Consider the following 25,474-nt stretch of genomic DNA (forward strand, 5'->3'; position numbering starts at 1 on the left):
ACCCTTATTGTTCAATGGATAACACTGGTAAGTTAGAGCTAATGCTATCATACTTTTCCGGATCAATTCCTTTTATACGTGCATTATGAGCATAAAGTAGTTTACGATAGTTTAATAGAATAACTGGTGGATCATCACTTAACTCTTTATACAGTTCTTTATAAACAGCTTTACGCTTTTCAATATCTGTCGTCTCTATGCCTTTTACAATCAATTCATCTACTTTCGGATTACTATAACCTGTATCACTTTTTGGATTAGTTGATAAATAATCACTTACAACTTCACTTGGATCACTAATACCTGGTGTTGAAACTGCCGCTAAATCATAGTCACCCTTTCCTACTTTTGAAAGCATCGTATTAAAGTCCATCAACTCTGGATTTAATTCAACACCGATTTCTTTGTAACTTTCTTTTGCAATTGGAATAAAGATATCATTTGTTTTACCTGTATTTGATGCGTAGTATGTTAATTTTAACTTTTGACCATCTTTTTCACGAACTCCGTCAGAACCTACTTTCCAACCAGCCTCATCCAATAGTTTTTTAGCCTTTTCTACATCGTGCGGATACTTATTAATACCTTCTTCTGTATATGCCCATGAAACTGGAGCAATTGGCACGTTAGCAACAGAACCATATCCTTGTAGAGCTGTATCCACATACTTCTTACGATCTAATCCATAAGTAAGTGCTTGACGTACCTTCTTATCTTTCAAATATGATTTCTTATTATTTACATAGATATAAGCAATATCACTTGATGATTCAAGATTAATATTTGCAAACTCTAATCCTTTTAATTGGTCTATATTCTCAGGATTTGCTCTAAATCCACTATAGTCCAGTTCACCTGTTTGGAATAATTGGAATCCAGTATCACCTGATGTGATTTTATAAATAAAGTTTTTAATTTTAGGTTTACCTGCATAATAATGTTCGTTGGCAACAAAGCGTACCTCTTGACCAGGAACATATTTTTCAAATTTATATGGACCCGCTGCAATTGGTTGCCCATATAACGCTTTTAAATAATCCAAACTTGTATTTTGTTTATAATCTTTTCCATAATAAGCCTTTGATAATACCGGTCCACCTAAAGTAGTTAGTGCCTGTGAATTAACTTTTTCAGTTGTAATTTTAATTGTCTGTGGATCAATAACTTGAATTCCTTCAATAGAAGTTGCTTTTCCTTCTTTATATTCTTTTCCACCTTTAATAGCATACTGAGCAATATCCAATCCACCTTCATACGCTTTATCATGAAGTAGCGTCAATGTAAATGCTACATCATCCGCTGTTAAAGGCGAACCATCACTAAATTTTAAATTTTTACGTAAATGGAATGTATATGTTAACTGATCAGCAGAAATATCCCATTTTTCTGCAAGGTCCGGAATAGGCTTACTTTGTTTGTCTGTTGTTACTAGTGACGCAAAAATAACAGACGTTACATTTCCATCCCAACCATTTTCTTGGAAATATGGAAGGAAAACTCCCCCCGGCTTAGAAATGGCTGTGATAAAAGTATCTGTTCGCTGATTTGCTTTCTCTGGACTTTTCTTTTTATCTGTAGCTGGAATTGTTTCAATCTTAGCGTCCTTTAAATCCTGCTTTTTCACCGGCTCTGTAGAAGCCGCGTCCTCCTGTCCCCCACAAGCAGACAACACAAGCGAACTACTTATTAATACCGAAAATACACCAGCCCATTTTTTTGTCTTTTTCTTCATTGTCCCCACCCTAACTTTTTATGATTATACCCTCTGAACGAATTACCTTATGTATGCCTCCCACAGCAACATTTATAGCCAATCGGAAAAGTCGGTTTTAATCGTAAAAAAATAGATGTTTTTGAGGGGTAACAATCTTATTCCGACCTTTCCGATATACTTTATGGTTATTAGCTTATATCGTTCATTATGTTTTGTCAATTCTTTCTAAATAAATATTTTGAGAATTTTTCCAAAATTATCACTCTACATTTATACTTTAAGAAAACTCAGCTATAATTCGTATTAAAACTTAAAAATCTACTTCTATTCCTTCAGCATGAAACATAGAATACTAATAACCAATTACAAAAAAGGGGGCGAAAATATGGACAACCTATTCCAATACGTCCTGCACTACGTATTATTAACAATTATGATAGTCGGAGCGCTATTACTATTCCCGTTCTTCCCAAAGTTCGTCCTCTTTTTAGCTTTTTTTATCATGCTCGGGATCGCTATTATAATTTCAACGAGAGAAGATGCCACGCAAAAAGAGAGCAGAGTTCAGCGCGTAAAGCTGTAACTTTGCTCTCTTTTTGTTTTCATTCACTAGTCTCTGTTACACATATTTATTCCGCTATTTGCCGGGCAGTAAGACCCCCTCTGATTAAAGTTTCACTTTATCTCTCGGGAAATAATTAGCCTTTGTTTTTGTAATTACTCCTATCGAAAAACCACTAATGACATTTATTTTTCAGCTTATCATTTTCATATGTTTCACAAACTATGCAAATTAAGGAAAATGGATTTATCTAAGTTACTGTTTCACGTGAAACACATCGCTTCATTTAACCTTTAAAGCAAAATATCATTATGAAAAAAGCCACTTCCTCCAGCAAAACTGAAAGGAAGTGGCTTTCTACTCATTACTCCACCATATTCTCTAATTCATTATATAAATCTGCTCGTAACAACTCTTTCTTCGTTTTTTCCTCATATAATTTTTCAAGTCTTTCAACATCAGCTACATATTCCATTTCACTTTCTAATGCATATATATCTTCTTCTATATGCATTAACTCGTTTTCAATCTCCGCAAAACTTCTAGAATCTTTCTTTTTTATAGAGATTGCTTCAACACTTTTTCTTCCATGGTGCTTATGCTTTATTACTTCCTCCTCAAGCTTTTCTTCCCACTTTTGACGAGCCCATGCATAGTTTCCTGCGAACTCAAATAATTTGCATCTATCAATCCAGTACGTCTTTTCAAATAACTTATTTAAAAAATATCGATCGTGTGAAACAGCTAAAATCGTTCCGTTATATTGCTCAAGGGCTTCCTCTAAAACTTCCCTTGATTCAATATCAAGATGGTTTGTCGGCTCATCTAAAATTAGAAAATTGATGTCTTGATACATAAGTTGCGCAAGTCTTAATCTCATTTTTTCTCCACCACTAAGTTGCGTTACTTTCTTAAATACTGCTGGACCATAAAACAAAAACTTAGCTAATATATGTCTTGCTTCTCCCTCTGTTACAGCCACATTCTCTCTGAATGCTTCCAATACATTACTCTTCATATTTTCATATGCATGTTGTGATAAATAACCAATTTTGACACTACTACCAATTCGAATTTCACCAACGTCTGGATTTATTTCTTCTAATAGTAGTTTTAATAATGTAGTCTTTCCTGTACCATTACGACCAACGATAGCAGCACGCTCTTGAAAACGAACATGTAAATTCGCTTGTTCAAATAAAGATCGGCCAGCAAAACCTTTACTCACTTCTTTCATTACAACAACATCTTTTCCGCTTCTCTCTTGCCCTTCAAACTGAAGACCCATCTGTTTTCTTTCTAAAATCGGCCTCTTTAATTTCTCTATACGCTCTAACGCACGTTCCATATTCCTCGCTCTTTTATGCAATCCTTCATTCGGAGGATTCGCTTGATTTGCCCATTCACGTAGGCGCTTAATTGCTTCTTTCATTTTCTTTATTTTCTTTTGCTGCTCTTGATAAGCTTGAAACTCTTGAAGTAATCTTTCTTCCTTCTCCTCAACGAACTGAGAATAATTCGTATGGTACACGTGAATCTCTCCATCTTCCAGATCAAAAATTTTCGTTACAACTTCATCAAGGAAATAGCGATCGTGTGAAATAACCATAACTGTTCCATTATATTCTTTTAAAAATTTCTCTAACCATTCAACTGCAAACAAATCTAAATGATTTGTTGGTTCATCTAATAGAAGTAAATCTGGTTTCTGCAATAGCATATATGCAAGGCTTACTTTCGTCTGTTCTCCTCCACTTAATTCCGTAAATACTCTTGGAAATAAGTCTGTTACTTGTAAGCCATTTGCTACCTTCATTATATTTGCCTCTATTTCATAACCACCGAGAAATGCAAATTTTTCTTGAATTATTCCGTACCTCTCCATTAGCTTTTGCAAAGAAGATTGTTCCTGCTCCTCCGCCATATTTTTTTCTAGAGCATGCATTTCTTTTTCTAATTCCTTTTCTACTTTAAAAGCGGAACTCAATACATCATATACAGTCATGAACTCATCAAACTTCGGAATTTGTGCGACATGACCAATACGTGTACCTTTCTTCATATGGATGGCTCCTGCATCCAAACTCTCCATTCCCGTCAGAAGCCCAAAGATTGTTGTCTTCCCACTACCGTTACGACCAACTAACCCAACACGTTCACCATTCTTTATTTCAAGCGATATATTTTCAAATATGATGTTTCCACCAAAAGATTTCGTTACATTATTTACACTACAAATAGTCATTTTCCGTACTCCTTTCAATATAAAAAACCATGAGAAAGAAACATTCCCCATGGTTTTCGGCATAGAAAAAGGAAGCCAAATAGCTCCCTTTTCACACGTTTATTAAAAATGGGTGAAGAGATTTCTATCGTTCAATAGTCACTATGCAATTGTTAAAAAAGGGCATACGTATCCCGTTAACAACTACATCATGAAAAATCGCACGACAAAAATAGATAAAATCTAAAAATTTGGCACGCGCAGCTAAAGAACGTTTCATCTCATTCACCCCTTTCGTACGGAATTTAATACTTACTTCTTTATTATACTTTCCAATTTCATGTTTGAATAGTCATTTTTCTGAAAATAATGAAGATAGACTAAACATTTCAATAAGTGACATCAAATCTTACAAAACTGTTATGTTCACGTAATGGAAAGCGATAGTACAAAAAGATGCCTCCCTATACAATAAAGATGTAAACAAGCGAGACAAACAAAAGGAGGAAACAAACATGATAAAAGAAATCGTAAAAGCAATCTTTGAGGTATTAGTGAACGGACAAGCAGTTGTAAAAGAACTAAATGAACTATAAAAAGGAGTGAAGAAATATGATGAACATGGTGAAAATGATTTTACACGCTTTAGTCGATGCAAAAGCAGTTAGCCAAGAATTAAACCAACAATAAAAAGGGGTATATGAATATGAAGAAAGCCATTATTATAATTGCAAGCACAGCAATTACCTTATACACAATAAAAAAGAGAAAAAAGAAAAATAATGAAAATGTTCTATATTATCCATACACGCTATTAGAGAAAAAATAAAAGACAAGGTACCCTATCGTAATGAGGATATCTTGTCTTTTATTTTTCCCCTATTCCTTTAGAGGATTTCCTTCTCCTTTTCCCGAATGTATTAAGCGGGATTTTTACACATATTTTAAAGGGGCATATATACAAATGGATACACAACAACTATATTTTTTAAACGATATCGGTAAACAAAAACCAGAAAGTATTCGGAATAGAAGCGCTGCATGTCCATTTTGCGATAAAGAACAATTAACGGATATTTTAGCAACTGATGGTTCTATTATTTGGTTAAAAAATAAATTTCCTACATTACAAGATACATTTCAAACAGTGTTAATCGAAACCGATAATTGCGAAGATCATATCGCAACATATACAAAAGAACATATGAGAAAATTACTGCAATTTTCTATTCAACATTGGTTACACTTACAGAAGAACGAAGAGTTCGCATCTGTGATTTTATATAAAAATCACGGTCCATTTTCAGGTGGAAGTTTGCATCATGCACACATGCAAATTATCGGAATGAAATATGTAGATTATCTTGAAAATATTGAAGAAGAAAATTTCCAAGGGTTAATTGTTCAAAAAAATGAACGCATTGAGCTTAATATTTCAGAGCGTCCCATTATTGGCTTCACTGAATTCAATATAATCATTGATAATATTTCATATATAGATGAAATGGCAAATTACATTCAGCAAACTGTACGTTACATACTGACAGATTTCCATAAAGGATGCAGTAGTTATAACTTATTCTTCTATTACTTAAATGGAAAAATTATTTGTAAAGTTGTACCTAGATTTGTCGTTTCACCATTGTATGTAGGATATAAAATACCGCAAGTTTCTACAAAACTAGAAGAGGTGAAAATACAACTCACGCAGTATTTCACGAAAGAAAAGAATGAAATTATTCATAAAAAAACAGAGTAGGTATAGAAAACCTACTCTTTTATTACACCTTTATTTCGATAGTACACATCTTCTAATCCGATGTTATACTTCATGTTATTATCCGTCCACTCTGGCCCTAAATTCCCTGGCCATCCAGATGTATTCGCTATATATTTCAGTAATGCAAAATCAGTCAAACCTTTTTGCACCCCACGCTTATATCCTTTCATTAAATGCGGCATTGCAATTTGCGCATTTGTACGTGGATCTTTCAGCTCATCATCAGTTAAATGTTCTGGTGCAAGCCCGCCGCCGCGGTGTAGTTGAAACAATCCGAATGAAGTTCCATTATCTCCAACACTTCTTGGATTTAATCGACTTTCATGCTCGGCAATTGCAAGAGGTATCCATTCTGGAAGATTTACTTTCTTCGCTTCCTCTATAATGATTTGTTTCATCTGTTTTGCTTCTTCTGAATCAACATAGCTTGTTCCATTCACTAGCTTATCCATTCCTTCAGACTTTCCTTGGAAATATAAATATACTCCAAGAACAACTAAAAATCCTACAAAGAATTTCTTCACTACCTCTACCTCTTTCTCCGCTGAAATTTGTCCCCTTTCAGCCTTCCCTTTACAATTACCTACATTCTATTACTCTTTTATCATAGCAAATAACTATACATATTATCATCATGCTTTAGACCGATTTTGTGAAAAAACAGCTGGTAAATACGGGCAAAAATGTAACTTTCATAGACTATAACGCATTTATTGTATATAATTGTAAACTGAACTCTATATATAGAATAGGAGCGTACAAAATGAAAAAATGCCTAACACTCTTGTTCAGCATTTTACTACTCATCCCTACCTACACCTCTGCACAAACATCATCAAAACCAAAAGTACTTGTTTTGTATAGTACACAAGACGATAAAGTTTCAAATAATGTCCAAATCCTTAATACTCAATTAGGACATTTTACAAATGATATAACCGTAAAAAAATTAAAAGAAGCAACTTCAATTAATAACGTATCCTCCTATACACATATTGTTTATATCGGTGAAACAAAAGAAGCGTTTTCTGATGAAACGAAACAATTTCTAGAAAACTTCTCCGGCCCTATATTAGTATTAGGACAAAATGTTGAGCAATTATCTAAGCGTTTTTCTTTCATTACTTTGAAGAGTGATGATATACGAGTTAATAAAATTGAATATCCAGACAAGAAGCTAAAAAATACCTTAGAAGAGGAACGATTAATTCAATTATTTGATACGAATGGAACTTTGCTTGCTAACGCCTTAAGCTCAAATAACACTAATCCACTAATTGTTCAGCATGAAACATCTTATTATGTTGCAACACCTAACCTCTTTGACTGGATGTCTCATTACGTCGGTGAAATGTTATTTTCTTATTTCGGCCAAAAACCAACGAAAAATAAAGTTGAAGCTTATTTACGCCTTGAGGATGTTCACCCAGCAGCAGATATAAATCAATTGAAAGAAATTGCTGAATTACTAAAAGAGAAAAAGATACCTTACATGATTACTGTTATTCCGGTATATAAAGATCCAGATACAGGAAAGATAATACATTTAAAAGATAGACCAGAACTAGTTGATCTTTTACGCTCTATGCAAGATGATGGTGCAGCAATTATTATGCATGGTTATACTCACCAATTTTATGACAGTGAAACAGGTGAGGGCTTTGAATTTTGGGATGTAAAAACAGATCAACCAATTCGCCAACCGAAGCATGAAAAACCGAAGACAAAAGATGACTTTCCAAATATAGAGGCATATAACCAATATGTAAAAAAAGGGGAAGAATTCGAGGAAAAATATACGAAAGATCATATCGAAAAAGGAATTCAAGAACTTGTAGATGCTAAACTATATCCTGTTGCCTTTGAAGCACCTCATTACACGATGTCTCAAAAAGGATATGAAATATTATCAAGGTACTTTTCAACTTATGTAGGACAACTACAGTTAAATGATACAACTTGGAAATCCATGCACTCACCATATTATACAAGTACTCCGTCATTTTTACATGGAATGAAACTATTGCCTGAAACAGTCGGATTTATTGAAGAAGATACGCCACAAACTATTGCTAAAATGAAAGAACGTGCTCTATCTGTTTCTAAATTATCAGATGGAGTTATTGGTGCATTCTATCATCCTTACTTAGGTGTGAAACCATTAAAAGAAGTATTAAAGGATCTAGAAAGTATTCCAAATATAGAATGGATTGATTTACAAAAGGAAAAGAATGAAGTAAAAATGAAAGATATTCATATTACGACGAATAAAGACGGCATTCACGTTGAAAAACCAACCAGTGCGAATGACATAATTGATTATATAAAGCAATATGGCTTCTTCCTTATACTGGGGTTCGTTATCATTGTCTTTCTTTTATTATTAAAACGTGCGAAAAAATTAGAATCCTAATACAAAACCACCGAGCGGAACGCTCGGTGGTTTTTTTCATATATCAAACCGTGGCATTTTATTAAATAAATTCAACTTTTACTTTTTCCGTTACATTATGAAAATTATAATTCTCCTATCCTTTCAAATAAAATCGACTTGTATTTTCATATATTGTTTCTGCGACCTTATCAATGGATATGTTTTTTATAGAACTAATTTCCTTTAATACCTCTCGAATCATTCTTGGATGCGTTATAACACCCTCTTGAAATTCCCACGGTCCATCTGTTTCTACCATCATATATTCAAGCGGATAATACGAAACGATTTTTCTAATCTTCTCCTTATGTAAAACATCCGGTGTAATCGAAATATAATAACCATTTCTCATCATCCGTTTCATTGTTTCATCGCTTCCTTTAAACCAATGGAAGTGTGCACGTGAAACTTTATATTTCTCTAGCAAATCACATACAATGTCAGCATCTTCATAAACTGCGTGTAATACAATCGGCAAATTATACTTACTAGCTAGTTCTATAAATTTTTTCAATACAGCTATGTATGGATCTGCAGCAATTCTTTCATCTTCTTTTCTCAAATAATAGGGCAAACCTACTTCACCAATCGCAACAATTTCCTCTGCGTTCTGTTCAATAAGTTGATAAATCTGTTCACACTCTTCTTTATGAATCTGTTGCTCTGGATGAAACCCTATCGCTGGATATATAAAGGGATACTTCTTCGCTAAAGATAACGTTTCCTTACAAGATTGATAATTCATAGATACTGCAATAAGCCCCTTTATTTCATTACTATTTTCCACCTCTTTCAGTAATCTGCTCTTCTCTTCATCCTTATATTGATCAACATGTATATGACTATCAATCCATTTCATCTTTATGCCCCCATAAAAAAAACAAGAAAGGACTTCCTTTCTTGTTTTAGCATCTATATTATTTAACAATTAAGTTTGTTATGATATCAAATAATCCAATACACACTACGGCAACAGTAAAGTAGCTACAGAAATCTTTAATTGGTAACTTCACTACTTCTTCTTTACGCATCCCATTCTTCTCCCTTCTTACTAGATCCCTAATTATTTTTCTATCTGTATCTATTATGCAAAAAATATGACAAATTTACTATCGAATTAACTTACGTAAACCTTACAATGTTGTAAGGTTTAAAAAAGGATCCCCATCTTTATTCAGATGAGGATTATTAAAAATTAGTTGGTTTTTCATTCTTCATTACAAACAGAAAGTAATACATTGAGACTTTCTAGTTACACTATATGAAAATTACTATCTTTTAACTATCGAATTACATTACAGAAGGCTTACATGTTTGTAAGTTATGTGTAATGTAATTCGATAGTTCCCCTTACTTATATTTCGTACAATAAAGTTAGGAAGTAAGCCAAATAAGAAGAACACTCACATAACCAAATTACATTGCTAGTAGCTACTCTTCTTATACCTTTCACCCATGCTACTACAATGTACCCCCTTCCTCTTTATATAATAAAAAAGCCTTAGTCTATATGGACTAAGGCTTTTTTGTTAATCTTAAAAATACCCTTACCCAGTATTTTTATTTTCGACAAAAAATAGCTGGGGGTATATTTTACTATCTCATCGTTAAAAGTTTGCTCTTCGCATTTATAGGAATATTTGCAACCTCAATCTCTTCAATCGATTCACCGTAACGTCCTTTTGCAAAAACCTTTAATGCTTCATCTCTCTTTAACATATGCTTAACCGTTTTCTTTATTTTCTGCTCTCTACCACGTTCATCGAATGCAATAAATTCATATTCATACCACTCATCACCAATATGCTGACCAATTGTATTCACAACCGTATAGTATTCTTTCGTCTTATAAAATGGATTATATTTATCGATAACCGGTCCAAGTTTCGTAGGCAGTAACATTACTACTATCACTATCATCGCTATTATAGTAGTGATCATTTTTTTCTTCATAATAAACATTCCTCCTCTGCAGGATATATATACATCCATTTTAAAAAGGGGGAATAAAATCTACTATTGAATCTCATTACATTACACTTACATTTTTGTAAGAATTAAAAAAGGTGAACGAATTTGCTCGTTCACCTTTTAGCTTGCTTTAAAGCCACCGCCAAGTACATCACGTACATCATGTATAACAACGAAAGAATCTTCATCTACCCGACTAATAACTTGTTTTAACTTAACAAGCTCTTGTTTATTAATAACAACATATAAAACTTCTTTATTTTTACCAGTATATCCGCCGCGCCCTTCTAATACAGTAACACCGCGTGTCATATTTTTCGTAATAGCTTCACGAATTAAGTCTGGTTGATTCGAAATAATCGTAACAGCCGTTTTTGTGTCCATTCCTTCTACAATGAAATCAATCACCTTCGCTCCAATGAACACAGCTACAAGTGTATACATTGCCTTTTCTTGCCCTATTATAAATACAGAACCAGCAATTACAACAATATCAATAATTAGTACACCTTTACCTACACTCCAACCTAAATATTGATTTGCTAACTGAGCTAAGATTGCTGATCCTCCCGATGTACCTCCGGCTTTGAACATACAGCCTAATCCAATACCCACAAATAAACCAGCAAATAAAGCTGCTAATAATGTATCACTATTTACATGATACTCAATATGTTCTGTAACGTATAAAAACAAAGATGTTTCTACAATCCCTAAAATTGTATAAATCATTGTTTTCTTATCAAAAAATTTATAACCAATAGCTAGTAAAATTGCATTTATAGCAAAATTCACAATCCCTGGTGACCAATCAAATAAGTAGTACGTAACAACCGTTAAACCAATAATTCCACCTTCCGATAAACGGTTTGGAATTGCAAAGTAATTAATACCAATTGCGAATAATAATGAACCAATTGTAATTAGTGTTATTTCCTTTATACGTTGATTAACCATAGTTCATACCCTCCCCCCATTTGACATTGTATCACTATCTCCTAGAGATTTAGAAGTGGTTTTTATTCCGCATTTTCCCTCTTAAAAATTGAAATATTATGTTTAAACAGAGGGTTGATTAATTATTCATATTTGCTCTAACTACATGGACAAATCGCTCCACATTCCCTTTCTGAATATGCTTAGCTCTAACCGTTTCATGATTATAAGTAAACTCAAAGTACGAATGAAAATCTATGCTATCTATATGCAAATATGGGTACTCTTTAAATGTTGAAGGATAGTACGGAAATTTCCCGTAAAAAAGGAGACGTCTAGTAGTGGCAACAAAAATTCCATGTTGGTAACATAACATAAAATTATCCTTCTCAAAGATCCCTACTACAAAGGCTAACATTTTTTCGTTATCCTCTATATACTTGTTCACACTTAATAAAAGTTCATTCATGCATATCCCTCCAAATACTATTCTTGAAAAGAATCCATGGATTGTTACAAACCGGTTTAACTCCTTTATAAAGTATGAAACGCGTTTCCTGTCAAAGGTATTTCAAAAAAATAATCCGTTATGCGATTATACACATAACGGGTTAAAATTAAACTGTAGAGCGTTCCACAAGTTCGTATGGAATTTCCAGCTTTTCTTGTTCAGAACTCTCTTCATTCACTTTTCTATGCAACATTTCAAAAGCAGTTTTCCCTATCTCCTTTAAATTTTGATCAATAGTTGTCAATTGTAACACTTGCGAGATAGGTTGATTATCAAAGCCAATAATCGCTAAATCCTCAGGAACTTGAATCCCTAATTTTTCAACCTCTGTCATAACCCCAATCGCAACTTCATCGCCTGCTACTATTAATGCTTCAGGAAGATCCTGCATCTCTTTTAACTTATGAGCCACTTTCACACCATCTTCTAGTGTAAAACATTCTGTAAAAATCCATTCTTCATTAACCTCTTCGTCTATAGATTGCAATTGCTGTTTATAAACATCAAAACGCTTTTGACTACTCGGCCCTAATTTTCTTCCCGTACAATAACCAATTTTTTTATAACCTTTCTCAATCAAATAATCCATTCCTAATTGAAAGGCCGCTGAATGATTCGTATATACACTTGAGATGTTTGAAATATCATTATTATCTTCACAAGCAATTATTGTGCCGTAAGAAGCATACGGTTCTATCGTTTCCCAATCATTTGCACGTGAACAAATAATAAGACCATCCAATTGTTTTGTTTTTAACATATGTAAACTTTTCATTTCTTCTTTTTTATTATAATTCGTTTGGCAAAGTAGCACCCTGTAATTATGAGTTAACGCTCCCTCCATCATTCCCCCTACCATTGCATCAAAGCTCGGGTGATTAATGTAAGGTAGAATTACACCAACAATATTCGTCTTCCCTTTTGATAAATGAACAGCATTTGCGTTTTGCGAGTAATTCAATTTCTCAACTATCTCTATAACCGCTTTTCTTTTTTCTTCACTTACATATGGGTGATCATTCAACACTCTCGAAACAGTCGTAACTGAAACTCCCGCCATCTTTGCGATATCTTTAATATTAGTCATACACTCACCTCTATCTTTAACTTAATGAATCCCATGAACATATGTCAAATCTTCTTATCATTACACCTTCATTCGTTTCTCTTACAAAAGTGTAATTTTTCTGTAAGCTAATTCGATAGTGACTTTCCGCAACATTTCATACAATTAAGTCAGAAACAAGGTAACAACTATTCGAAAAGGAGCGGATTAATATGATGAACAAAATAAAAACGAACAATTTCTTACATACAATGGGCATGGTATTTTCCGCTCTTATCGACTCAAAAGCTGTTGCTTCTACATTAAACAAGTAAGGAGAATGTATTATGAATAACATCACTTTTAACAAATTAGATTTTTTAGGACTAGCTAGTGGCTCGATTCTTCTTACTGCTTTTATTTACGCCGCTACGCTTGTATAACTTTGTGTCCCCTTTCCCCTTTATATAGAAAAAGACGACCGTCTATGCCCGGTCGTCTTTTCTTATTTTTGATTTGATTGCAAAGCTTCTTTTAACTCCTCAAACTTCTCATTTAATTGATCTGTCATCATTTTCATAGCAGTTTTTCGATCTATTTGTTCTCCAGCCTCAATTTGAATCGGATCTCCAAAAATCAATTGTGCCTTTTTCCCCTTTATTAATTCTTTTACACTTGATGGACCAACATAAGCTGCCGGCACTAAAGGTACATTAGAACGCATCGCAATTGTCACAGCACCCGCTTTTAATGAAACATCTTCCGCTGATCTCGTTCCACTCGGAAAAATCCCTACTACCTTTCCTTCTTTTAATAAACGTGATGGAATTTTAAGTGTACTTGGTCCCGGATTCGCGCGATCTACAGGGAATGCATTTACATTTTTAAAGAACCAATTTTTGAATTTCCCTTCAAATAATTCTTTTTTTGCCATGTAATGAATTTGAGTTGGGTACATCCCTGTAGCTAACATTAATACATCCATAAAACTTGTATGTGTACACGCAACAACATACGGACCACCTTCCGGTAACTTTTCTCTTCCTTGCACTTCTACTTTCCCAGCTGTTTTAAATATATATTTCAACAAAAATGTAATTGGTTTATACATTGGTTTCGTTCCTTTCTAAACATCCGAAGTATAATCATATTCTTATAACGATTATAACACTAAGTTTTAGGAGTTGGTAATAAAATTAAGTATGAATTGTTAAATTTCAATTCTTACAAAAGTGTAATTTTCTTGTAAGCTAATTCGATAGTTACTTCTCACTATATTTCATACAATTAAGTCAGAAACAGGGCAACAACTATTCGAAAAGGAGTCGATTGATATGATGAACAATATGAAAATGAACAATTTCTTACATACAATGGGCATGATATTATCAGCTCTTTTCGACGCAAAAGCTGTTGCTTCTACATTAAACAAGTAAGGAGAACTCATTATGAATAACATCACTTTTAACAAATTAGACTTTTTAGGATTAGCTAGCGGCTCTCTTCTTCTTACTGCTTTTATTTACGCTGCTATGCTTGTATAACCTTGTGTCCCCTTTCCCCTTTATATAGAAAAAGACGACCGTCTATGCCCGGTCGTCTTTTTAATTTTTTCTTTCTTTCAATTCTTTTAAAAGCTGTATTAGCTCAGCTTGTTGTTTTATCTTTTTACGACCATTTCGATTAATTGCTGCAAGCTCACAGGCAACTCCGACGGCGAAGAAAAACAATAAACTTTCTAACATGTGAAATCCTCCATTTGCCTATTAAACAGCTTGACGTAATTGTTCTTCTTGTAAAACTCTCTTATTTATATTTTCTTCTTTTCTCTGACAAACGTTATTGCGAATAAGCGCTGCAATAACAAGTACAGTCCCTATAATATCAAACATTGTGATTTGATACCCTTGCATCATCATAATAGCTAAAGTCGTAATTGGTACAAAATTAATAAATAAAATCCCATTAATGGATGATAAAATTTTCACACCATAGTTCCAAGTAAGTAGCGCTACAATACCTGGCAATGTCATCATAAATAACAAATCATATTTCACAATAGAAATCGTTCCCATACTCGGAACTGAAATATATCCAAGCGACGTAATAATTACCGTTATAATCGCTGTAACAGTCGTACCGAATACACACGTCAACGTAGAATAACGTAATGTTGACCAATCACTACAAGTTTGACCACCCATCGTATAAATAACCCACCCTACAACACCAATAAATATAAATGCTAATGGGAACATATTATCTTTCAATGTTACAAAGAAACTCATGTCACCTTTTGTAATAACAAACACAGCTCCTACAAAAGCAATAACCATACTCGTTATCATATACTTCTTCGGTTTTATATGCTTATATCCCCATAAAATACAAATAGAAATCATCGGCATAAGTGCTTCCATAATGGAAGCTACCATTACACCCGACTTACCCATTAACATTTGCCCTAAAAATATGAGGACATTATATACTGTAAATGCCATCGTTCCAAAAAAGACGAGTAACTTTCCTCTTCCCTCTAAACAAAATGCCTGTTTTCCTTCTTTCACTAACAACAATACAATCAGCATTATCGCCACTGCTCCATAGCGAATAAGCGAAAAATAAAATGGATCTATGTATTCTAGTGCATGATCAGCAACTGGAAACATCGCTCCCCATGACATACTCGCAATTAAACACGCCAAAGCCCCTATTATCATTTGACCTCTTCTCACCGCAATCCCCCGTTTCTTTCTATTTGCACAAAGAGAATTGTAAAAGAAAAAATATATCACGTAAAATGATTCAAAATGATGTTAACTATCATTTATAATGATAGTTAACATCAAGGGGGATTACAAAATGGAATTACGAGACTTACAAATCTTTAAAAGCGTTGCCGATCAGGGTAGTGTAAGTAGCGCAGCAAAGGAATTAAATTATGTACAATCAAATGTAACTGCACGTATTAAACAACTAGAAAACGAATTAAAAACCCCACTCTTTTACCGCCATAAACGAGGAATGACTTTAACAGCTGAAGGAAGAAAAATGCTCGTTTATGTTAGTAAAATTTTGCAAGATGTCGACGAACTAAAACAAGTATTTTTAGATAGCGAAACACCTTCTGGTATATTAAAAATCGGTACAGTCGAAACAGTAAGTACACTGCCTACCATTTTATCTTCTTACTATAAAAGTTATCCGAATGTCGATTTATCATTACAAGCAGGTCTAACAGAAGAATTAATTAGAGAAGTACTTGATCATCAATTAGATGGCGCCTTTATATCAGGTCCTATTAAACATCCACTAATCGAACAATACGATGTTAGTACAGAGAAATTAATGCTTATAACACAAAATAAAGCCTTTCATATAGAAGAATTTACAACAACCCCTCTACTCGTTTTTAACCAAGGATGTGGATACCGCTCCAAACTAGAACGTTGGCTTAAAGATGAAGGTTTGCTACCAAAAAGAATTATGGAATTCAATATATTAGAGACAATATTAAACAGTGTTGCACTCGGTCTCGGAATTACACTCGTACCACAGTCTGCTGTCCATCATCTTTCTAAAGCAGGTAAGGTACATTGTCATGCCATCCCTGAAAAATACGGCAGTATTTCAACGGTTTTCATACGCCGTAAAGATAGCTATATGACGAATTCAATGCGTAGTTTTTTAAAAACAATTGAAGACCATCATCATATCAATATGCTGTGAAAGACATTCTTACATGAATGTCTTTTTTTCTTACAAAAGTGTAAGTCTTTCGTAAGCTAATTCGATAGTTGCAAGTATCCATATTCCCTATAATTAAGACATAAGCAGGGCAACAACAATTCGAAAAGGAGCGGATACGCATGATGAACAATATGAAATCAAATAAATTTTTAAATACAATGGGCATGGTGCTATCCGCACTTGTCGATGCAAAAGCTGTTGCAACTACATTAAACAAATAAGGAGAGATTATAATGAACAACATTACTTTCAACAAATCAGACTTTATCGGACTTGCAAGTGGAGCTACTCTTCTTACGGCTTTCATTTATACACTTGCTCAAGGTCTTATTTAACACTTTGTTTCCCCAAACCCCTTTATATATAGAAAAAGCTGCTCGTCTTATAGACAAGCAGCTTTTTAGTTTGTCCCGCTTTAATGGGCAGTAAGACCCCCACCTCAAAATTCAGCGAAAGCAAAGAAGTTAGGTGGGGGTCGGGCTGCCCATTAAAGTCCGATTGGTTCAACTAATAATCAGTGGGGGATGAAGAACCCCCCCACTGATTAAAGTTTCACTTTATTTCATATACAATTTGACCTGTTTTCGTAATATCATATCCGCCAATCGCATTTAATTCATTATGAAATTCTTCCGATTGCAGAATGTCTTTCACAACTTCAATCAGCTCTTCATTTTCTTTATTCTTCAAAATTACTAAATCATACTGTTCTTTCATGATTGGAATAAAGTCCACATTTACAATTTGCGAAAACTTTTCTGAACCTACTCCTACATCAGCTTTTCCATTTGCAACTTGCGTGGCAACACCAAGATGATTCGATTCTTCCCATTCATATCCACTAATATCAGCTTTATTTAATTTTTGGATTCGTAATTGTTCATCCACTAACACTCTAATACCAGAACCCTTTTCTCGATTCACAAACTTTATAGTGGACCCGGATATGTCAGCCCATGTCTTTATTTTCTTCGGATTTCCTTTTTGAACATAAAACCCTACATTTCTGGACAATAAATTAATCATAAGACATGGCTGTCCTACTAAAATACGTTTTACGTAAGGAATGTTATATGTACCCGTTTCACCATCAAACAAATGCAAACTAGCGATACTTCCTTCTCCTTGATACATTTTCACTAAACTCGTTAAGCTACCTTGATACGCTCTTAAAACATTAGAACTTGGCAAACGATTTTCTATACGTTTAGCTAACATATCTAACGTTAGTTCTTGACCACTAATAATACACGTGTTCAAGATACTACTACCATCGTTTTTTACAGGATTAACTTGTACTTTCCCTGTTTTCATTTGCTTTATATATTGATCTAAATCTGCTGCATCAATGCGCATCTGTCTACCAACTCTATAAGAAGGAAGTTCTCCTTTTTTAATTAAGTCGTATACAGTTAATTTTGATACTTTTAATCGCTTTGCTACTTCTTCCGTTGTGTAGGAATGATGATCCATAGACGATTCCTCACTTTCTCCTTTCATTGTAACAAAGAAAAGAATATTTCTCCTATTTTTTAAAAATAGACATATGTTCAAATTATATTCAATTATAACTAGTTATATTTAGTTATATTTAGTTATAATTAGATGTGTCAAAATGAAAGGGGATTTTTTTATGAATAAATTTATATTACGTTCCATCGGGGCACTTATACTTTCTTTCCTTCTTATATTTAGCGCTGCTTGTACAAGTGGGGAAAAGCATACAAAGTCAGCTGCTAAAGAGGATAAAACAGTTGAACTGACTATCTCAGCTGCTGCAAGCTTACAAGATGCATTAAAAGAAATCGAAAAACAATATAAAGAAAAAGAGCCAAATATCAAACTTTCTTTTAACTTCGGTGCTTCTGGAGCACTTCAACAACAAATTGAGCAAGGTGCACCTGCTGATTTATTCTTCTCAGCAGCAGAAGATAAATTCCAAACCCTTGTAAAAAAAGGATTCATTAATGAAAAAGAAGGGAAAAATCTTCTTGGAAATGAACTAGTTCTAGTCATCCCTAAAGATAGTTCTCTTACAAAATTTCAAGATTTAAAAAATGAGAAAATCAAAAAAATTGCACTTGGTACACCTGAATCTGTACCTGCTGGCAAATATGCAAAGGCTTCTCTAACACACGAAAACCTTTGGAATGATGTTCAAAATAAAGTCGTATTTACAAAAGATGTTCGCCAAGTGTTAACATATGTAGAAACAGGGAATGTCGATGCTGGTATCGTATACAAAACAGATGCTCTCATTTCGGATAAAGTAAAGATTGGTGAGACAGCAGCAGCTACTTCTCATGAGCCAATCCACTATCCTTTAGGTGTTATAAAGGAATCTAAACATAAGAAAGAGGCGACTTCATTTTATGAGTATTTGCAGTCAAAAGATGCACAATCTATCTTTAAGAAATATGGATTTACAGTCCTGTCGTAATTACTATGAGCATTGATGCTATTTTATCGCCTGTCTTTCTATCTTTAAGAGTAGCTGCATGCGCCACTATTCTCGTTACAATTTTAGGGACGATTGTCGGGCGAGCACTAGCTCGCTCCTCATGGCGATATAAAGTACTATTAGAAACCATATTTTTATTACCAATGGTACTTCCACCAACTGTTATCGGCTTCTTTCTCATTATCATCTTTGGAAACAACAGCCCGATCGGAAAGTGGGTTGAATCATTATTTCAGCAGTCTATTATGTTCACATCTACTGCTGCGATCATTGCTTCTACAGTTGTTGCATTTCCGCTTATGTACCAATCAGCGAAAACGGGATTTTCTATCGCAAATGTACAAATTGAAGAAAGTGCTCGTGACCTTGGCGCAAGTGAATATCAAGTTTTTCTGCACGTTACACTTCCGCTCGCATTTCCTGCCTTACTAAGCGGGATGATTTTGAGCTTTGTCCGCGCGCTCGGTGAGTTTGGTGCTACACTTATGTTTGCCGGGAACATTCCTGGTAAAACACAGACAATCCCAACTGCAATTTACATGGCTATTGATGCAAGTAATATACAACTCGCATGGACACTTGTAGTTATTACTATCGGTATGTCACTCGTATTTCTACTATGTATTCAACTTATTAATAAAAGAATTACTAACTCTTAAAGCAGCTTTTTTCAAAGCTGCTTCTTTATTTCTTAGGAAATAAAATATACCACCGGGAAATAACTGAATTTTACCTCTTATTAAAATATACATTTTATTTGAATTCACTTTCTAAAATAGGCAATTTCCTGTTATTATATGGAGGTGTTTCAAAAAATGAAGAAATGAAAACGCATTTATATCGTGAATTCTTCATCCTGTTTTAGCGATCGGTAATCTTCTACTCTATTAGTGGGGCATTACCGATCGTTAGAACGATATGTAACTATATTGGTATAGCAAACCGAAGGGAGTCTTGTAATGGACATTTTATTAGCGCTTCTTCCTGCAATTGCATGGGGAAACATCTTATTAGTAAGCGTAAAAATGGGCGGTGGTGCATATAGCCAAACGGTAGGTATGACAATCGGTGCTCTATTCTTCGCAACAATTATGTATGTATTTACTCAACCAGCTTTAACAATGACAATCTTAATTGTTGGTTTTATTTCAGGTTTATTCTGGGCTTTAGGACAAGTAAACCAATTAAAAACAGTTGAAAAACTAGGTGTTTCAACTACTGTAACGATTTCTACTGGTATGCAACTTGTTGCAACTTCTATCTTTGGGGTTATCGCTTTCCGTGAGTGGACTACTACTACAACGATTATTCTGGGAACGATTGCAATCCTATTAATCGTAGTTGGTGTTGTATTCACATCATTAGATGATAAAGAAAATGCTCAGCCACCTGGACAATTGAAAAAAGGACTTCTTACTTTAATTGTTTCTACTTTCGGCTATCTTGTATATGTAATTATTATTCGTTGGTATAATATCGATGGTTGGTCTGCTATTTTACCACAAGCAGTTGGTATGTTTGTTGGGGCGGTTGTACTGACATCTAAACATAAACCATTTAACAAATATGCAATCCGTAATGCTTTATCTGGTTTACTATGGGGAACTGGAAACTTATTCTTACTTCTTTCACTACCACGTGTCGGAGTAGCAACAAGCTTCCCATTATCTCAAACTGGAATCGTTATCTCAACATTCGGTGCGATTGTATTCTTAGGTGAAAAGAAAACAAAACGTCAATTGATCTTTATTGCACTAGGTAGTGTTTTAATTATTGGCGGCGCTGTATTACTTGGTATGACAAAAGCATAATCTTATATTCTATTAGTAAACCCCTGGAGCATATGTGCTTCAGGGGTTTTTCAATTCTAATTATTTTCTAGATATAGTTATTTGTATGTTCTTGTCCCTTATAATTGCTCTTCCACTCTAGCAAACCAGCTACACATATAAAGAGATTAATAACAGCTAATATTAGCATGAATTTCCGCCTTCTCATTATCCATTCCATCTACGATAAGTCTTTTCTTTTTACAAAATTCTCTTAAAGATGTTATCGTTTTTTATAACATATCTCTACTGGAAAGGAATAAAGGATATGCTCACTAAACATCGAATTCTATTTATTGGTGCTGGTCGTATGGCAGAAGCTATATTTTCCGGATTACTTAAAACAAGCAAAGAATACATTGAAGAAATTATCGTTTCTAACCGAAGTAACGTAAAAAAGCTAGAACAATTACAAGCACGATATAATGTGTCTACTGCAACAGATTGGAAGCAGCATGTTACATCTGTTGATACGGTTGTTTTAGCAATGCCACCTTCTGCTCATGAAGAGTTATTAGCTGAGCTATCTCCGTTAATATCAAATCAACTAGTCGTAACGGTAGCAGCTGGCATTGGACCATCTTATTTAGAAGCTAGACTCCCAAAAGGCACGCCTGTTGCTTGGATTATGCCTAATACAGCTGCTGAAATTGGCAAGTCTATCTCCTTATATACAATGGGACAATCAGTAAACGAGATACATCAAGAAACCTTGCAACTACTTTTAAAAGGTATTGGTACTTCGCAACTTTGTACTGAGGAAGAAGTTCATCAGCTTACTGCAGTTACTGGAAGTGCACCAGCCTTCCTTTATTACTTTGCTGAAAGCTTAATTGAAGCAACAAAAAGTTATGGAGTTGATGAAGAAACCGCAAAACATCTTGTGATTCAAATGATTTCTGGCTCTGCTTCTATGCTTGAACAAACGCAAAATCCAGCTAACCTTCGCGAACAAGTAACAACGCCAGGTGGTTCCACAGCTGAGGGTCTCAAAACTTTATACGAATATAATTTTTCAGAGGCAATTCAAAAAGCAGTAGAAGCAACAAACAAAAAAGCTAGGGGGAAATAATATGATTTTAACAAGTTTAAAAGACTATACAACATTACATAACGGTGTAAAAATGCCTTGGTTTGGTTTAGGTGTTTTTAAAGTAGAAGATGGTTCAGAAGTAATTGATTCTGTAAAAGCAGCAATTAAAAATGGCTACCGCAGCATCGATACTGCAGCAATCTATCAAAATGAAGAAGGCGTTGGGCAAGCGATTCGTGAATCCGGTGTTTCACGTGAAGAATTATTTATTACCTCAAAAGTATGGAATAGCGATCAAGGATATGAAACAACACTTCAAGCATTTGAAACTACATTAGAGAAATTAGGTCTAGAATATTTAGATTTATATTTAGTACATTGGCCTGTAAAAGGGAAATATACTGAATCATGGAAAGCATTAGAAACACTTTATAAAGATGGCCGTGTTCGCGCTATCGGTGTGAGTAATTTCCACATTCACCACTTACAAGACGTATTTGAAATTGCTGAAATTAAGCCAATGGTCAACCAAGTGGAATACCACCCACGTTTAGCACAAGAAGAGTTACATGCATTCTGTAAAGAACATAATATCCAGCTTGAAGCTTGGTCACCATTAATGCAAGGACAACTACTAGATAATCCAACATTACAAGAAATTGCGACAAAATATAATAAATCAACTGCGCAAATTATTTTACGTTGGGATTTACAAAACGAAGTTGTAACAATTCCCAAATCAATTAAAGAACATCGCATTATTGAAAATGCAAACATCTTCGACTTTGAATTAAGTGCTGATGATATGAAAGCAATTCAAGCTTTAAATGAAGATCGTCGCGTTGGTCCAGATCCAGATAACTTTAACTTCTAGTAGAAAAACCACTGCCATATGCAGTGGTTTTTTCATTTAAGAAAACTGAAAATTTAAACTATATTTCATTTAGTTGACACTTCATTATTCAAGGTGTAAGATTTTGAATTATCAAAGAAACACAAAAATTAATAAAATTTATTCGTTTACTCATTGTATCAAGAGAGGTGGAGGGACTGGCCCTTTGAAACCTCGGCAACAGGTTCATTTTGAATACTGTGCCACTTCCTGCAAGCTTTATGCTTGAAAGATAGAATGAGGGACTTCGTTTATATACGGGTGCATAACTTGTACGTAAAAATCCCTCTTTCTCAATATGAAAAGAGGGATTTTTTATTTTTCATTTCCCTCATCATCATCCAAACTTAATTATTTAGGAGGAAAATCAAATGAAAAAGAAGTTTGTACCCGGTATTGCATCAGTTGTAGGAGTAAGTATTTTATTAACTGGTTGCGGTAGTTATAAAAACGAAGCAAGTGGAGCAAATGCAAAAGACGAGGCACCTAGTAAACAGGTTTTAAATTTATCTTCACCTACTGAAATACGAACAATGGATACGGCTCGTGCTACAGATACTGATTCTGGTCAAGTAATGAGAAACGTATTTGAAGGTTTGTATAATCTTGGTGAAGGTAACAAACCTGTTCCTGGTGTTGCAAAATCTCATGAAGTAAGTGGCGATAAAACGAAATACACATTCCATTTGCGAGATTCAAAATGGTCAAACGGCACTCCTGTTACAGCTAAAGATTTTGTGTTCGCTTGGCAACGTGCCGTAGATCCAGCAACAGCCTCTGAATATGCATTTTTATTCTTTGATATTAAAAACGCAACAAAAATTAACAACAAAGAACTTCCAGCCGACCAACTTGGTGTAAAAGCAGTTGATGACCATACGTTTGAGGTAGAATTAGAGCGTCCTGTTCCTTATTTTATTAGCTTAACAGCGTTCCCAACATTTCTACCAATTAATGAGGAATTCTTTAAAGTACAAGGTGATAAGTACGCTTTAGAAGATAATACAATCTTGTACAATGGAGCTTTTACACTAAGCGATTGGAAGCACGAACAAAGCTTTAAATTTAAGAAGAACCCTACCTATTGGGATAAAGATACTGTCAAACTAGAAGAAATCAATTTTAATGTCGTAAAAGAAAAATCAACAGAAGTAAATTTATTCGAGTCAAAACAATTAGATCGTATAAAACTAACATCTGACTTCGTCGATAAATATAAAAAGGATGCTAACTTTAAAGAACGTCCAAACGTAGGCGTACAATTTTTACGTATGAATCAACAAAACAAAGTACTTCAAAACGTTTCTGCACGCCAAGCAATTGATCAAACAATTGATAGAAAATCCTTTGTAAATACGTTATTAAATGATGGCTCTACACCAACATTTGGTCTCGTTCCAAAAAACTTTGCAAAAGGACCTGAAGGAAAAGACTTCCGTACTGCAAACGGCGATTTAACAAAAGTTGATACAAAATCTGCACAAGAGTTATGGAAAAAAGCTAAACAAGAGCTTGGTTCTGAAAAGATAACATTAGAATTATTAACGAGTGATGCTGACCTTGATAAGAAAACTGGTGAATTCTTAAAAGGACAACTAGAAAAGAATCTAGATGGATTAACAGTAAATATAAAACCTCAGCCGCGTAAGCAACAAGTTTCGCTTTTATTAAAAGGTGACTACGAAATCGGAATTGATGGCTGGAGCCCTGACTTTGCGGATCCAATTACATTCCTTGAGCTATTTACAACGAATAACCCTTATAACTTAGATCATTACTCTAATAAGGAATTCGATGAAACAATAGCAAAAGTGAAAACAACTTTAGCTGGTGATGAAAAAGCTCGCTGGGAAGCATTACTAGCATCCGAGAAAATATTATTTAAAGACTCTGTTATCGCTCCTCTTTACCAAAAAGGCGAATCTTATTTAGAACGTTCTTATGTGAAAGGAATTGTGCAAGTAGACTTTGCAGTTCAATTAAACTTCAAGTGGGCAAAAATTGAAAAATAAAGTGAAACTTTAATAAGTGGGGGTTTCTTCATCCCCACTTATTATTAGCCCACACTAATTGTTTTTTTAGCAAAATATATTAAAAATAGGTTCTCTCACACATGAGAATCTGCTTTTTTAATATATTATTCTAAGAAATTAACAATCTATTTTTATTATTGACATATAGTTCTTTTCAGTGTTAATATTCTAAATAATCAAAGAAACAAAATATTTAACCATCAAAATATAATGTCTACTACGTTGAAACATATAACGATAGATTATAGTTCAACATGTATATACATATAGAACACCTGATTACCTATAAACAAATATTT

General features: G+C 34.1%; 27 protein-coding genes and 1 riboswitch. Of the genes, 14 read left to right on the forward strand and 13 right to left on the reverse strand.

Annotated elements, in window-relative coordinates:
- Window positions 1-4: 4 nt before the first annotated feature.
- The gene (locus GBN91_RS25330) at window positions 5-1,732 is read right to left on the reverse strand and encodes an ABC transporter substrate-binding protein (protein WP_152122608.1); all 1,728 of its coding nucleotides are present in this window, start codon (window positions 1,730-1,732) and stop codon (window positions 5-7) included.
- A gap of 367 nt (window positions 1,733-2,099) precedes the next feature.
- On the opposite strand from GBN91_RS25330, the gene GBN91_RS25335 reads away from it, so the two are divergent.
- The gene (locus GBN91_RS25335; protein WP_000369254.1) at window positions 2,100-2,297 is read left to right on the forward strand and encodes a hypothetical protein; all 198 of its coding nucleotides are present in this window, start codon (window positions 2,100-2,102) and stop codon (window positions 2,295-2,297) included.
- A 343-nt stretch (window positions 2,298-2,640) separates the two neighbouring features.
- On the opposite strand, the gene abc-f is transcribed toward GBN91_RS25335, so the two are convergent.
- Window positions 2,641-4,521 (reverse strand): ribosomal protection-like ABC-F family protein, encoded by a 1,881-nt coding sequence (gene abc-f, locus GBN91_RS25345; protein WP_000150889.1) that lies wholly within the window; start codon window positions 4,519-4,521, stop codon window positions 2,641-2,643.
- 124 nt (window positions 4,522-4,645) lie between these two features.
- Window positions 4,646-4,780, reverse strand: coding sequence for an RAxF-45 family protein (locus tag GBN91_RS29355; protein ID WP_000830643.1), 135 nt, complete (start codon window positions 4,778-4,780; stop codon window positions 4,646-4,648).
- Between the two features lie 420 nt (window positions 4,781-5,200).
- Between GBN91_RS29355 and GBN91_RS25350 the strand changes: the two genes are divergently transcribed.
- Together GBN91_RS25350 and GBN91_RS25355 are read left to right on the forward strand one after the other, a co-directional pair.
- Window positions 5,201-5,329 carry a hypothetical protein gene (locus GBN91_RS25350; RefSeq protein ID WP_002023099.1) on the forward strand — a complete coding sequence of 43 codons (129 nt, stop codon included), beginning with the start codon at window positions 5,201-5,203 and terminating at the stop codon, window positions 5,327-5,329.
- 135 nt (window positions 5,330-5,464) lie between these two features.
- Window positions 5,465-6,259 carry a DUF4931 domain-containing protein gene (locus tag GBN91_RS25355; RefSeq protein WP_025710407.1) on the forward strand — a complete coding sequence of 265 codons (795 nt, stop codon included), beginning with the start codon at window positions 5,465-5,467 and terminating at the stop codon, window positions 6,257-6,259.
- Window positions 6,260-6,270: 11 nt separating this feature from the next.
- Here GBN91_RS25355 and GBN91_RS25360 read toward each other — a convergent pair whose 3' ends face one another.
- Window positions 6,271-6,804 (reverse strand): transglycosylase SLT domain-containing protein, encoded by a 534-nt coding sequence (locus GBN91_RS25360; RefSeq protein ID WP_000713249.1) that lies wholly within the window; start codon window positions 6,802-6,804, stop codon window positions 6,271-6,273.
- 239 nt (window positions 6,805-7,043) lie between these two features.
- Between GBN91_RS25360 and GBN91_RS25365 the strand changes: the two genes are divergently transcribed.
- Window positions 7,044-8,693, forward strand: a complete 1,650-nt coding sequence (locus GBN91_RS25365) for a DUF2334 domain-containing protein (RefSeq protein ID WP_152122610.1) — start codon at window positions 7,044-7,046, stop codon at window positions 8,691-8,693.
- A gap of 115 nt (window positions 8,694-8,808) precedes the next feature.
- Here the strand turns inward: GBN91_RS25365 and GBN91_RS25370 are convergent, their stop codons facing one another.
- The 5 genes from GBN91_RS25370 to GBN91_RS25390 all read right to left on the reverse strand — a co-directional run bounded on the left by GBN91_RS25370 (window position 8,809) and on the right by GBN91_RS25390 (window position 13,219).
- The gene (locus GBN91_RS25370; protein ID WP_016124200.1) at window positions 8,809-9,573 is read right to left on the reverse strand and encodes a TatD family hydrolase; all 765 of its coding nucleotides are present in this window, start codon (window positions 9,571-9,573) and stop codon (window positions 8,809-8,811) included.
- A 737-nt stretch (window positions 9,574-10,310) separates the two neighbouring features.
- Complete coding sequence (locus tag GBN91_RS25375; protein WP_000728422.1) at window positions 10,311-10,667, reverse strand: YxeA family protein; 357 nt, start codon at window positions 10,665-10,667, stop codon at window positions 10,311-10,313.
- Window positions 10,668-10,805: 138 nt separating this feature from the next.
- On the reverse strand, window positions 10,806-11,642 hold the full coding sequence (locus tag GBN91_RS25380) for a YitT family protein (RefSeq protein WP_000248038.1): 837 nt from the start codon (window positions 11,640-11,642) through the stop codon (window positions 10,806-10,808).
- A gap of 118 nt (window positions 11,643-11,760) precedes the next feature.
- Window positions 11,761-12,090 carry a PH domain-containing protein gene (locus tag GBN91_RS25385; protein WP_001004230.1) on the reverse strand — a complete coding sequence of 110 codons (330 nt, stop codon included), beginning with the start codon at window positions 12,088-12,090 and terminating at the stop codon, window positions 11,761-11,763.
- A 148-nt stretch (window positions 12,091-12,238) separates the two neighbouring features.
- Window positions 12,239-13,219: a LacI family DNA-binding transcriptional regulator gene (locus GBN91_RS25390; RefSeq protein WP_006919721.1), complete on the reverse strand. Its 981-nt coding sequence runs from the start codon at window positions 13,217-13,219 to the stop codon at window positions 12,239-12,241.
- A gap of 305 nt (window positions 13,220-13,524) precedes the next feature.
- Here GBN91_RS25390 and GBN91_RS25395 point away from each other — a divergent pair, with 305 nt between their 5' ends.
- Window positions 13,525-13,620 (forward strand): DUF3948 family protein, encoded by a 96-nt coding sequence (locus GBN91_RS25395; RefSeq protein ID WP_001059999.1) that lies wholly within the window; start codon window positions 13,525-13,527, stop codon window positions 13,618-13,620.
- Window positions 13,621-13,682: 62 nt separating this feature from the next.
- Here the strand turns inward: GBN91_RS25395 and GBN91_RS25400 are convergent, their stop codons facing one another.
- A complete protein-coding gene (locus GBN91_RS25400) occupies window positions 13,683-14,288 on the reverse strand; it encodes a lysophospholipid acyltransferase family protein (protein WP_000277778.1) in 606 nt (201 codons plus the stop codon).
- Between the two features lie 337 nt (window positions 14,289-14,625).
- Between GBN91_RS25400 and GBN91_RS25405 the strand changes: the two genes are divergently transcribed.
- Window positions 14,626-14,721: a DUF3948 family protein gene (locus GBN91_RS25405; RefSeq protein WP_064774791.1), complete on the forward strand. Its 96-nt coding sequence runs from the start codon at window positions 14,626-14,628 to the stop codon at window positions 14,719-14,721.
- A 60-nt stretch (window positions 14,722-14,781) separates the two neighbouring features.
- Here the strand turns inward: GBN91_RS25405 and GBN91_RS25410 are convergent, their stop codons facing one another.
- Window positions 14,782-14,922, reverse strand: a complete 141-nt coding sequence (locus GBN91_RS25410) for a YrzO family protein (RefSeq protein ID WP_000894065.1) — start codon at window positions 14,920-14,922, stop codon at window positions 14,782-14,784.
- A 21-nt stretch (window positions 14,923-14,943) separates the two neighbouring features.
- A complete protein-coding gene (locus tag GBN91_RS25415; protein ID WP_016124196.1) occupies window positions 14,944-15,912 on the reverse strand; it encodes a DMT family transporter in 969 nt (322 codons plus the stop codon).
- Between the two features lie 127 nt (window positions 15,913-16,039).
- Between GBN91_RS25415 and GBN91_RS25420 the strand changes: the two genes are divergently transcribed.
- Together GBN91_RS25420 and GBN91_RS25425 are read left to right on the forward strand one after the other, a co-directional pair.
- Entirely contained in the window at window positions 16,040-16,906 is an 867-nt protein-coding gene (locus GBN91_RS25420; protein ID WP_000423031.1) for a LysR family transcriptional regulator, read from the forward strand.
- 254 nt (window positions 16,907-17,160) lie between these two features.
- The gene (locus GBN91_RS25425) at window positions 17,161-17,262 is read left to right on the forward strand and encodes a DUF3948 family protein (protein WP_001060017.1); all 102 of its coding nucleotides are present in this window, start codon (window positions 17,161-17,163) and stop codon (window positions 17,260-17,262) included.
- 217 nt (window positions 17,263-17,479) lie between these two features.
- On the opposite strand, the gene GBN91_RS25430 is transcribed toward GBN91_RS25425, so the two are convergent.
- Entirely contained in the window at window positions 17,480-18,400 is a 921-nt protein-coding gene (locus GBN91_RS25430) for a substrate-binding domain-containing protein (protein WP_012593135.1), read from the reverse strand.
- Window positions 18,401-18,560: 160 nt separating this feature from the next.
- On the opposite strand from GBN91_RS25430, the gene modA reads away from it, so the two are divergent.
- The 6 genes from modA to GBN91_RS25460 all read left to right on the forward strand — a co-directional run bounded on the left by modA (window position 18,561) and on the right by GBN91_RS25460 (window position 25,154).
- Window positions 18,561-19,367, forward strand: coding sequence for a molybdate ABC transporter substrate-binding protein (gene modA, locus GBN91_RS25435; RefSeq protein ID WP_001031840.1), 807 nt, complete (start codon window positions 18,561-18,563; stop codon window positions 19,365-19,367).
- Window positions 19,368-19,372: 5 nt separating this feature from the next.
- Window positions 19,373-20,047 carry a molybdate ABC transporter permease subunit gene (modB, locus tag GBN91_RS25440; RefSeq protein ID WP_152122612.1) on the forward strand — a complete coding sequence of 225 codons (675 nt, stop codon included), beginning with the start codon at window positions 19,373-19,375 and terminating at the stop codon, window positions 20,045-20,047.
- Window positions 20,048-20,347: 300 nt separating this feature from the next.
- On the forward strand, window positions 20,348-21,199 hold the full coding sequence (locus GBN91_RS25445) for a GRP family sugar transporter (RefSeq protein ID WP_000353544.1): 852 nt from the start codon (window positions 20,348-20,350) through the stop codon (window positions 21,197-21,199).
- Between the two features lie 286 nt (window positions 21,200-21,485).
- Window positions 21,486-22,289 carry a pyrroline-5-carboxylate reductase gene (proC, locus tag GBN91_RS25450; protein WP_025710364.1) on the forward strand — a complete coding sequence of 268 codons (804 nt, stop codon included), beginning with the start codon at window positions 21,486-21,488 and terminating at the stop codon, window positions 22,287-22,289.
- Window position 22,290: 1 nt separating this feature from the next.
- On the forward strand, window positions 22,291-23,124 hold the full coding sequence (locus GBN91_RS25455; protein ID WP_000604203.1) for an aldo/keto reductase: 834 nt from the start codon (window positions 22,291-22,293) through the stop codon (window positions 23,122-23,124).
- 152 nt (window positions 23,125-23,276) lie between these two features.
- A riboswitch (SAM riboswitch) is annotated at window positions 23,277-23,381 on the forward strand.
- A 132-nt stretch (window positions 23,382-23,513) separates the two neighbouring features.
- Entirely contained in the window at window positions 23,514-25,154 is a 1,641-nt protein-coding gene (locus GBN91_RS25460; protein WP_152122614.1) for a peptide ABC transporter substrate-binding protein, read from the forward strand.
- The last annotated feature ends 320 nt before the right edge of the window (window positions 25,155-25,474 follow it).

This window comes from Bacillus sp. B1-WWTP-T-0.5-Post-4 (assembly GCF_009183795.1).
Taxonomy (GTDB): Bacteria; Bacillota; Bacilli; order Bacillales; family Bacillaceae_G; genus Bacillus_A; species Bacillus_A cereus.

Excerpts from the sequence above, each read along its gene's own strand:
- modA (WP_001031840.1), top strand. The coding sequence starts at position 18,561 with ATGAATAAATTTATATTACGTTCCATCGGGGCACTTATACTTTCTTTC.
- modB (WP_152122612.1), top strand. The coding sequence starts at position 19,373 with ATGAGCATTGATGCTATTTTATCGCCTGTCTTTCTATCTTTAAGAGTA.
- GBN91_RS25405 (WP_064774791.1), top strand. The coding sequence starts at position 14,626 with ATGAATAACATCACTTTTAACAAATTAGACTTTTTAGGATTAGCTAGC.
- proC (WP_025710364.1), top strand. The coding sequence starts at position 21,486 with ATGCTCACTAAACATCGAATTCTATTTATTGGTGCTGGTCGTATGGCA.
- GBN91_RS25380 (WP_000248038.1), bottom strand. The coding sequence starts at position 11,642 with ATGGTTAATCAACGTATAAAGGAAATAACACTAATTACAATTGGTTCA.
- GBN91_RS25350 (WP_002023099.1), top strand. The coding sequence starts at position 5,201 with ATGAATATGAAGAAAGCCATTATTATAATTGCAAGCACAGCAATTACC.
- GBN91_RS25410 (WP_000894065.1), bottom strand. The coding sequence starts at position 14,922 with ATGTTAGAAAGTTTATTGTTTTTCTTCGCCGTCGGAGTTGCCTGTGAG.
- GBN91_RS25460 (WP_152122614.1), top strand. The coding sequence starts at position 23,514 with ATGAAAAAGAAGTTTGTACCCGGTATTGCATCAGTTGTAGGAGTAAGT.
- GBN91_RS25430 (WP_012593135.1), bottom strand. The coding sequence starts at position 18,400 with ATGGATCATCATTCCTACACAACGGAAGAAGTAGCAAAGCGATTAAAA.
- GBN91_RS25330 (WP_152122608.1), bottom strand. The coding sequence starts at position 1,732 with ATGAAGAAAAAGACAAAAAAATGGGCTGGTGTATTTTCGGTATTAATA.
- GBN91_RS29355 (WP_000830643.1), bottom strand. The coding sequence starts at position 4,780 with ATGAAACGTTCTTTAGCTGCGCGTGCCAAATTTTTAGATTTTATCTAT.
- GBN91_RS25395 (WP_001059999.1), top strand. The coding sequence starts at position 13,525 with ATGAATAACATCACTTTTAACAAATTAGATTTTTTAGGACTAGCTAGT.
- GBN91_RS25385 (WP_001004230.1), bottom strand. The coding sequence starts at position 12,090 with ATGAATGAACTTTTATTAAGTGTGAACAAGTATATAGAGGATAACGAA.
- GBN91_RS25390 (WP_006919721.1), bottom strand. The coding sequence starts at position 13,219 with ATGACTAATATTAAAGATATCGCAAAGATGGCGGGAGTTTCAGTTACG.
- GBN91_RS25355 (WP_025710407.1), top strand. The coding sequence starts at position 5,465 with ATGGATACACAACAACTATATTTTTTAAACGATATCGGTAAACAAAAA.
- GBN91_RS25400 (WP_000277778.1), bottom strand. The coding sequence starts at position 14,288 with ATGTATAAACCAATTACATTTTTGTTGAAATATATATTTAAAACAGCT.
- GBN91_RS25335 (WP_000369254.1), top strand. The coding sequence starts at position 2,100 with ATGGACAACCTATTCCAATACGTCCTGCACTACGTATTATTAACAATT.
- GBN91_RS25420 (WP_000423031.1), top strand. The coding sequence starts at position 16,040 with ATGGAATTACGAGACTTACAAATCTTTAAAAGCGTTGCCGATCAGGGT.
- GBN91_RS25365 (WP_152122610.1), top strand. The coding sequence starts at position 7,044 with ATGAAAAAATGCCTAACACTCTTGTTCAGCATTTTACTACTCATCCCT.
- abc-f (WP_000150889.1), bottom strand. The coding sequence starts at position 4,521 with ATGACTATTTGTAGTGTAAATAATGTAACGAAATCTTTTGGTGGAAAC.
- GBN91_RS25445 (WP_000353544.1), top strand. The coding sequence starts at position 20,348 with ATGGACATTTTATTAGCGCTTCTTCCTGCAATTGCATGGGGAAACATC.
- GBN91_RS25375 (WP_000728422.1), bottom strand. The coding sequence starts at position 10,667 with ATGAAGAAAAAAATGATCACTACTATAATAGCGATGATAGTGATAGTA.
- GBN91_RS25425 (WP_001060017.1), top strand. The coding sequence starts at position 17,161 with ATGAACAACATTACTTTCAACAAATCAGACTTTATCGGACTTGCAAGT.
- GBN91_RS25455 (WP_000604203.1), top strand. The coding sequence starts at position 22,291 with ATGATTTTAACAAGTTTAAAAGACTATACAACATTACATAACGGTGTA.
- GBN91_RS25370 (WP_016124200.1), bottom strand. The coding sequence starts at position 9,573 with ATGAAATGGATTGATAGTCATATACATGTTGATCAATATAAGGATGAA.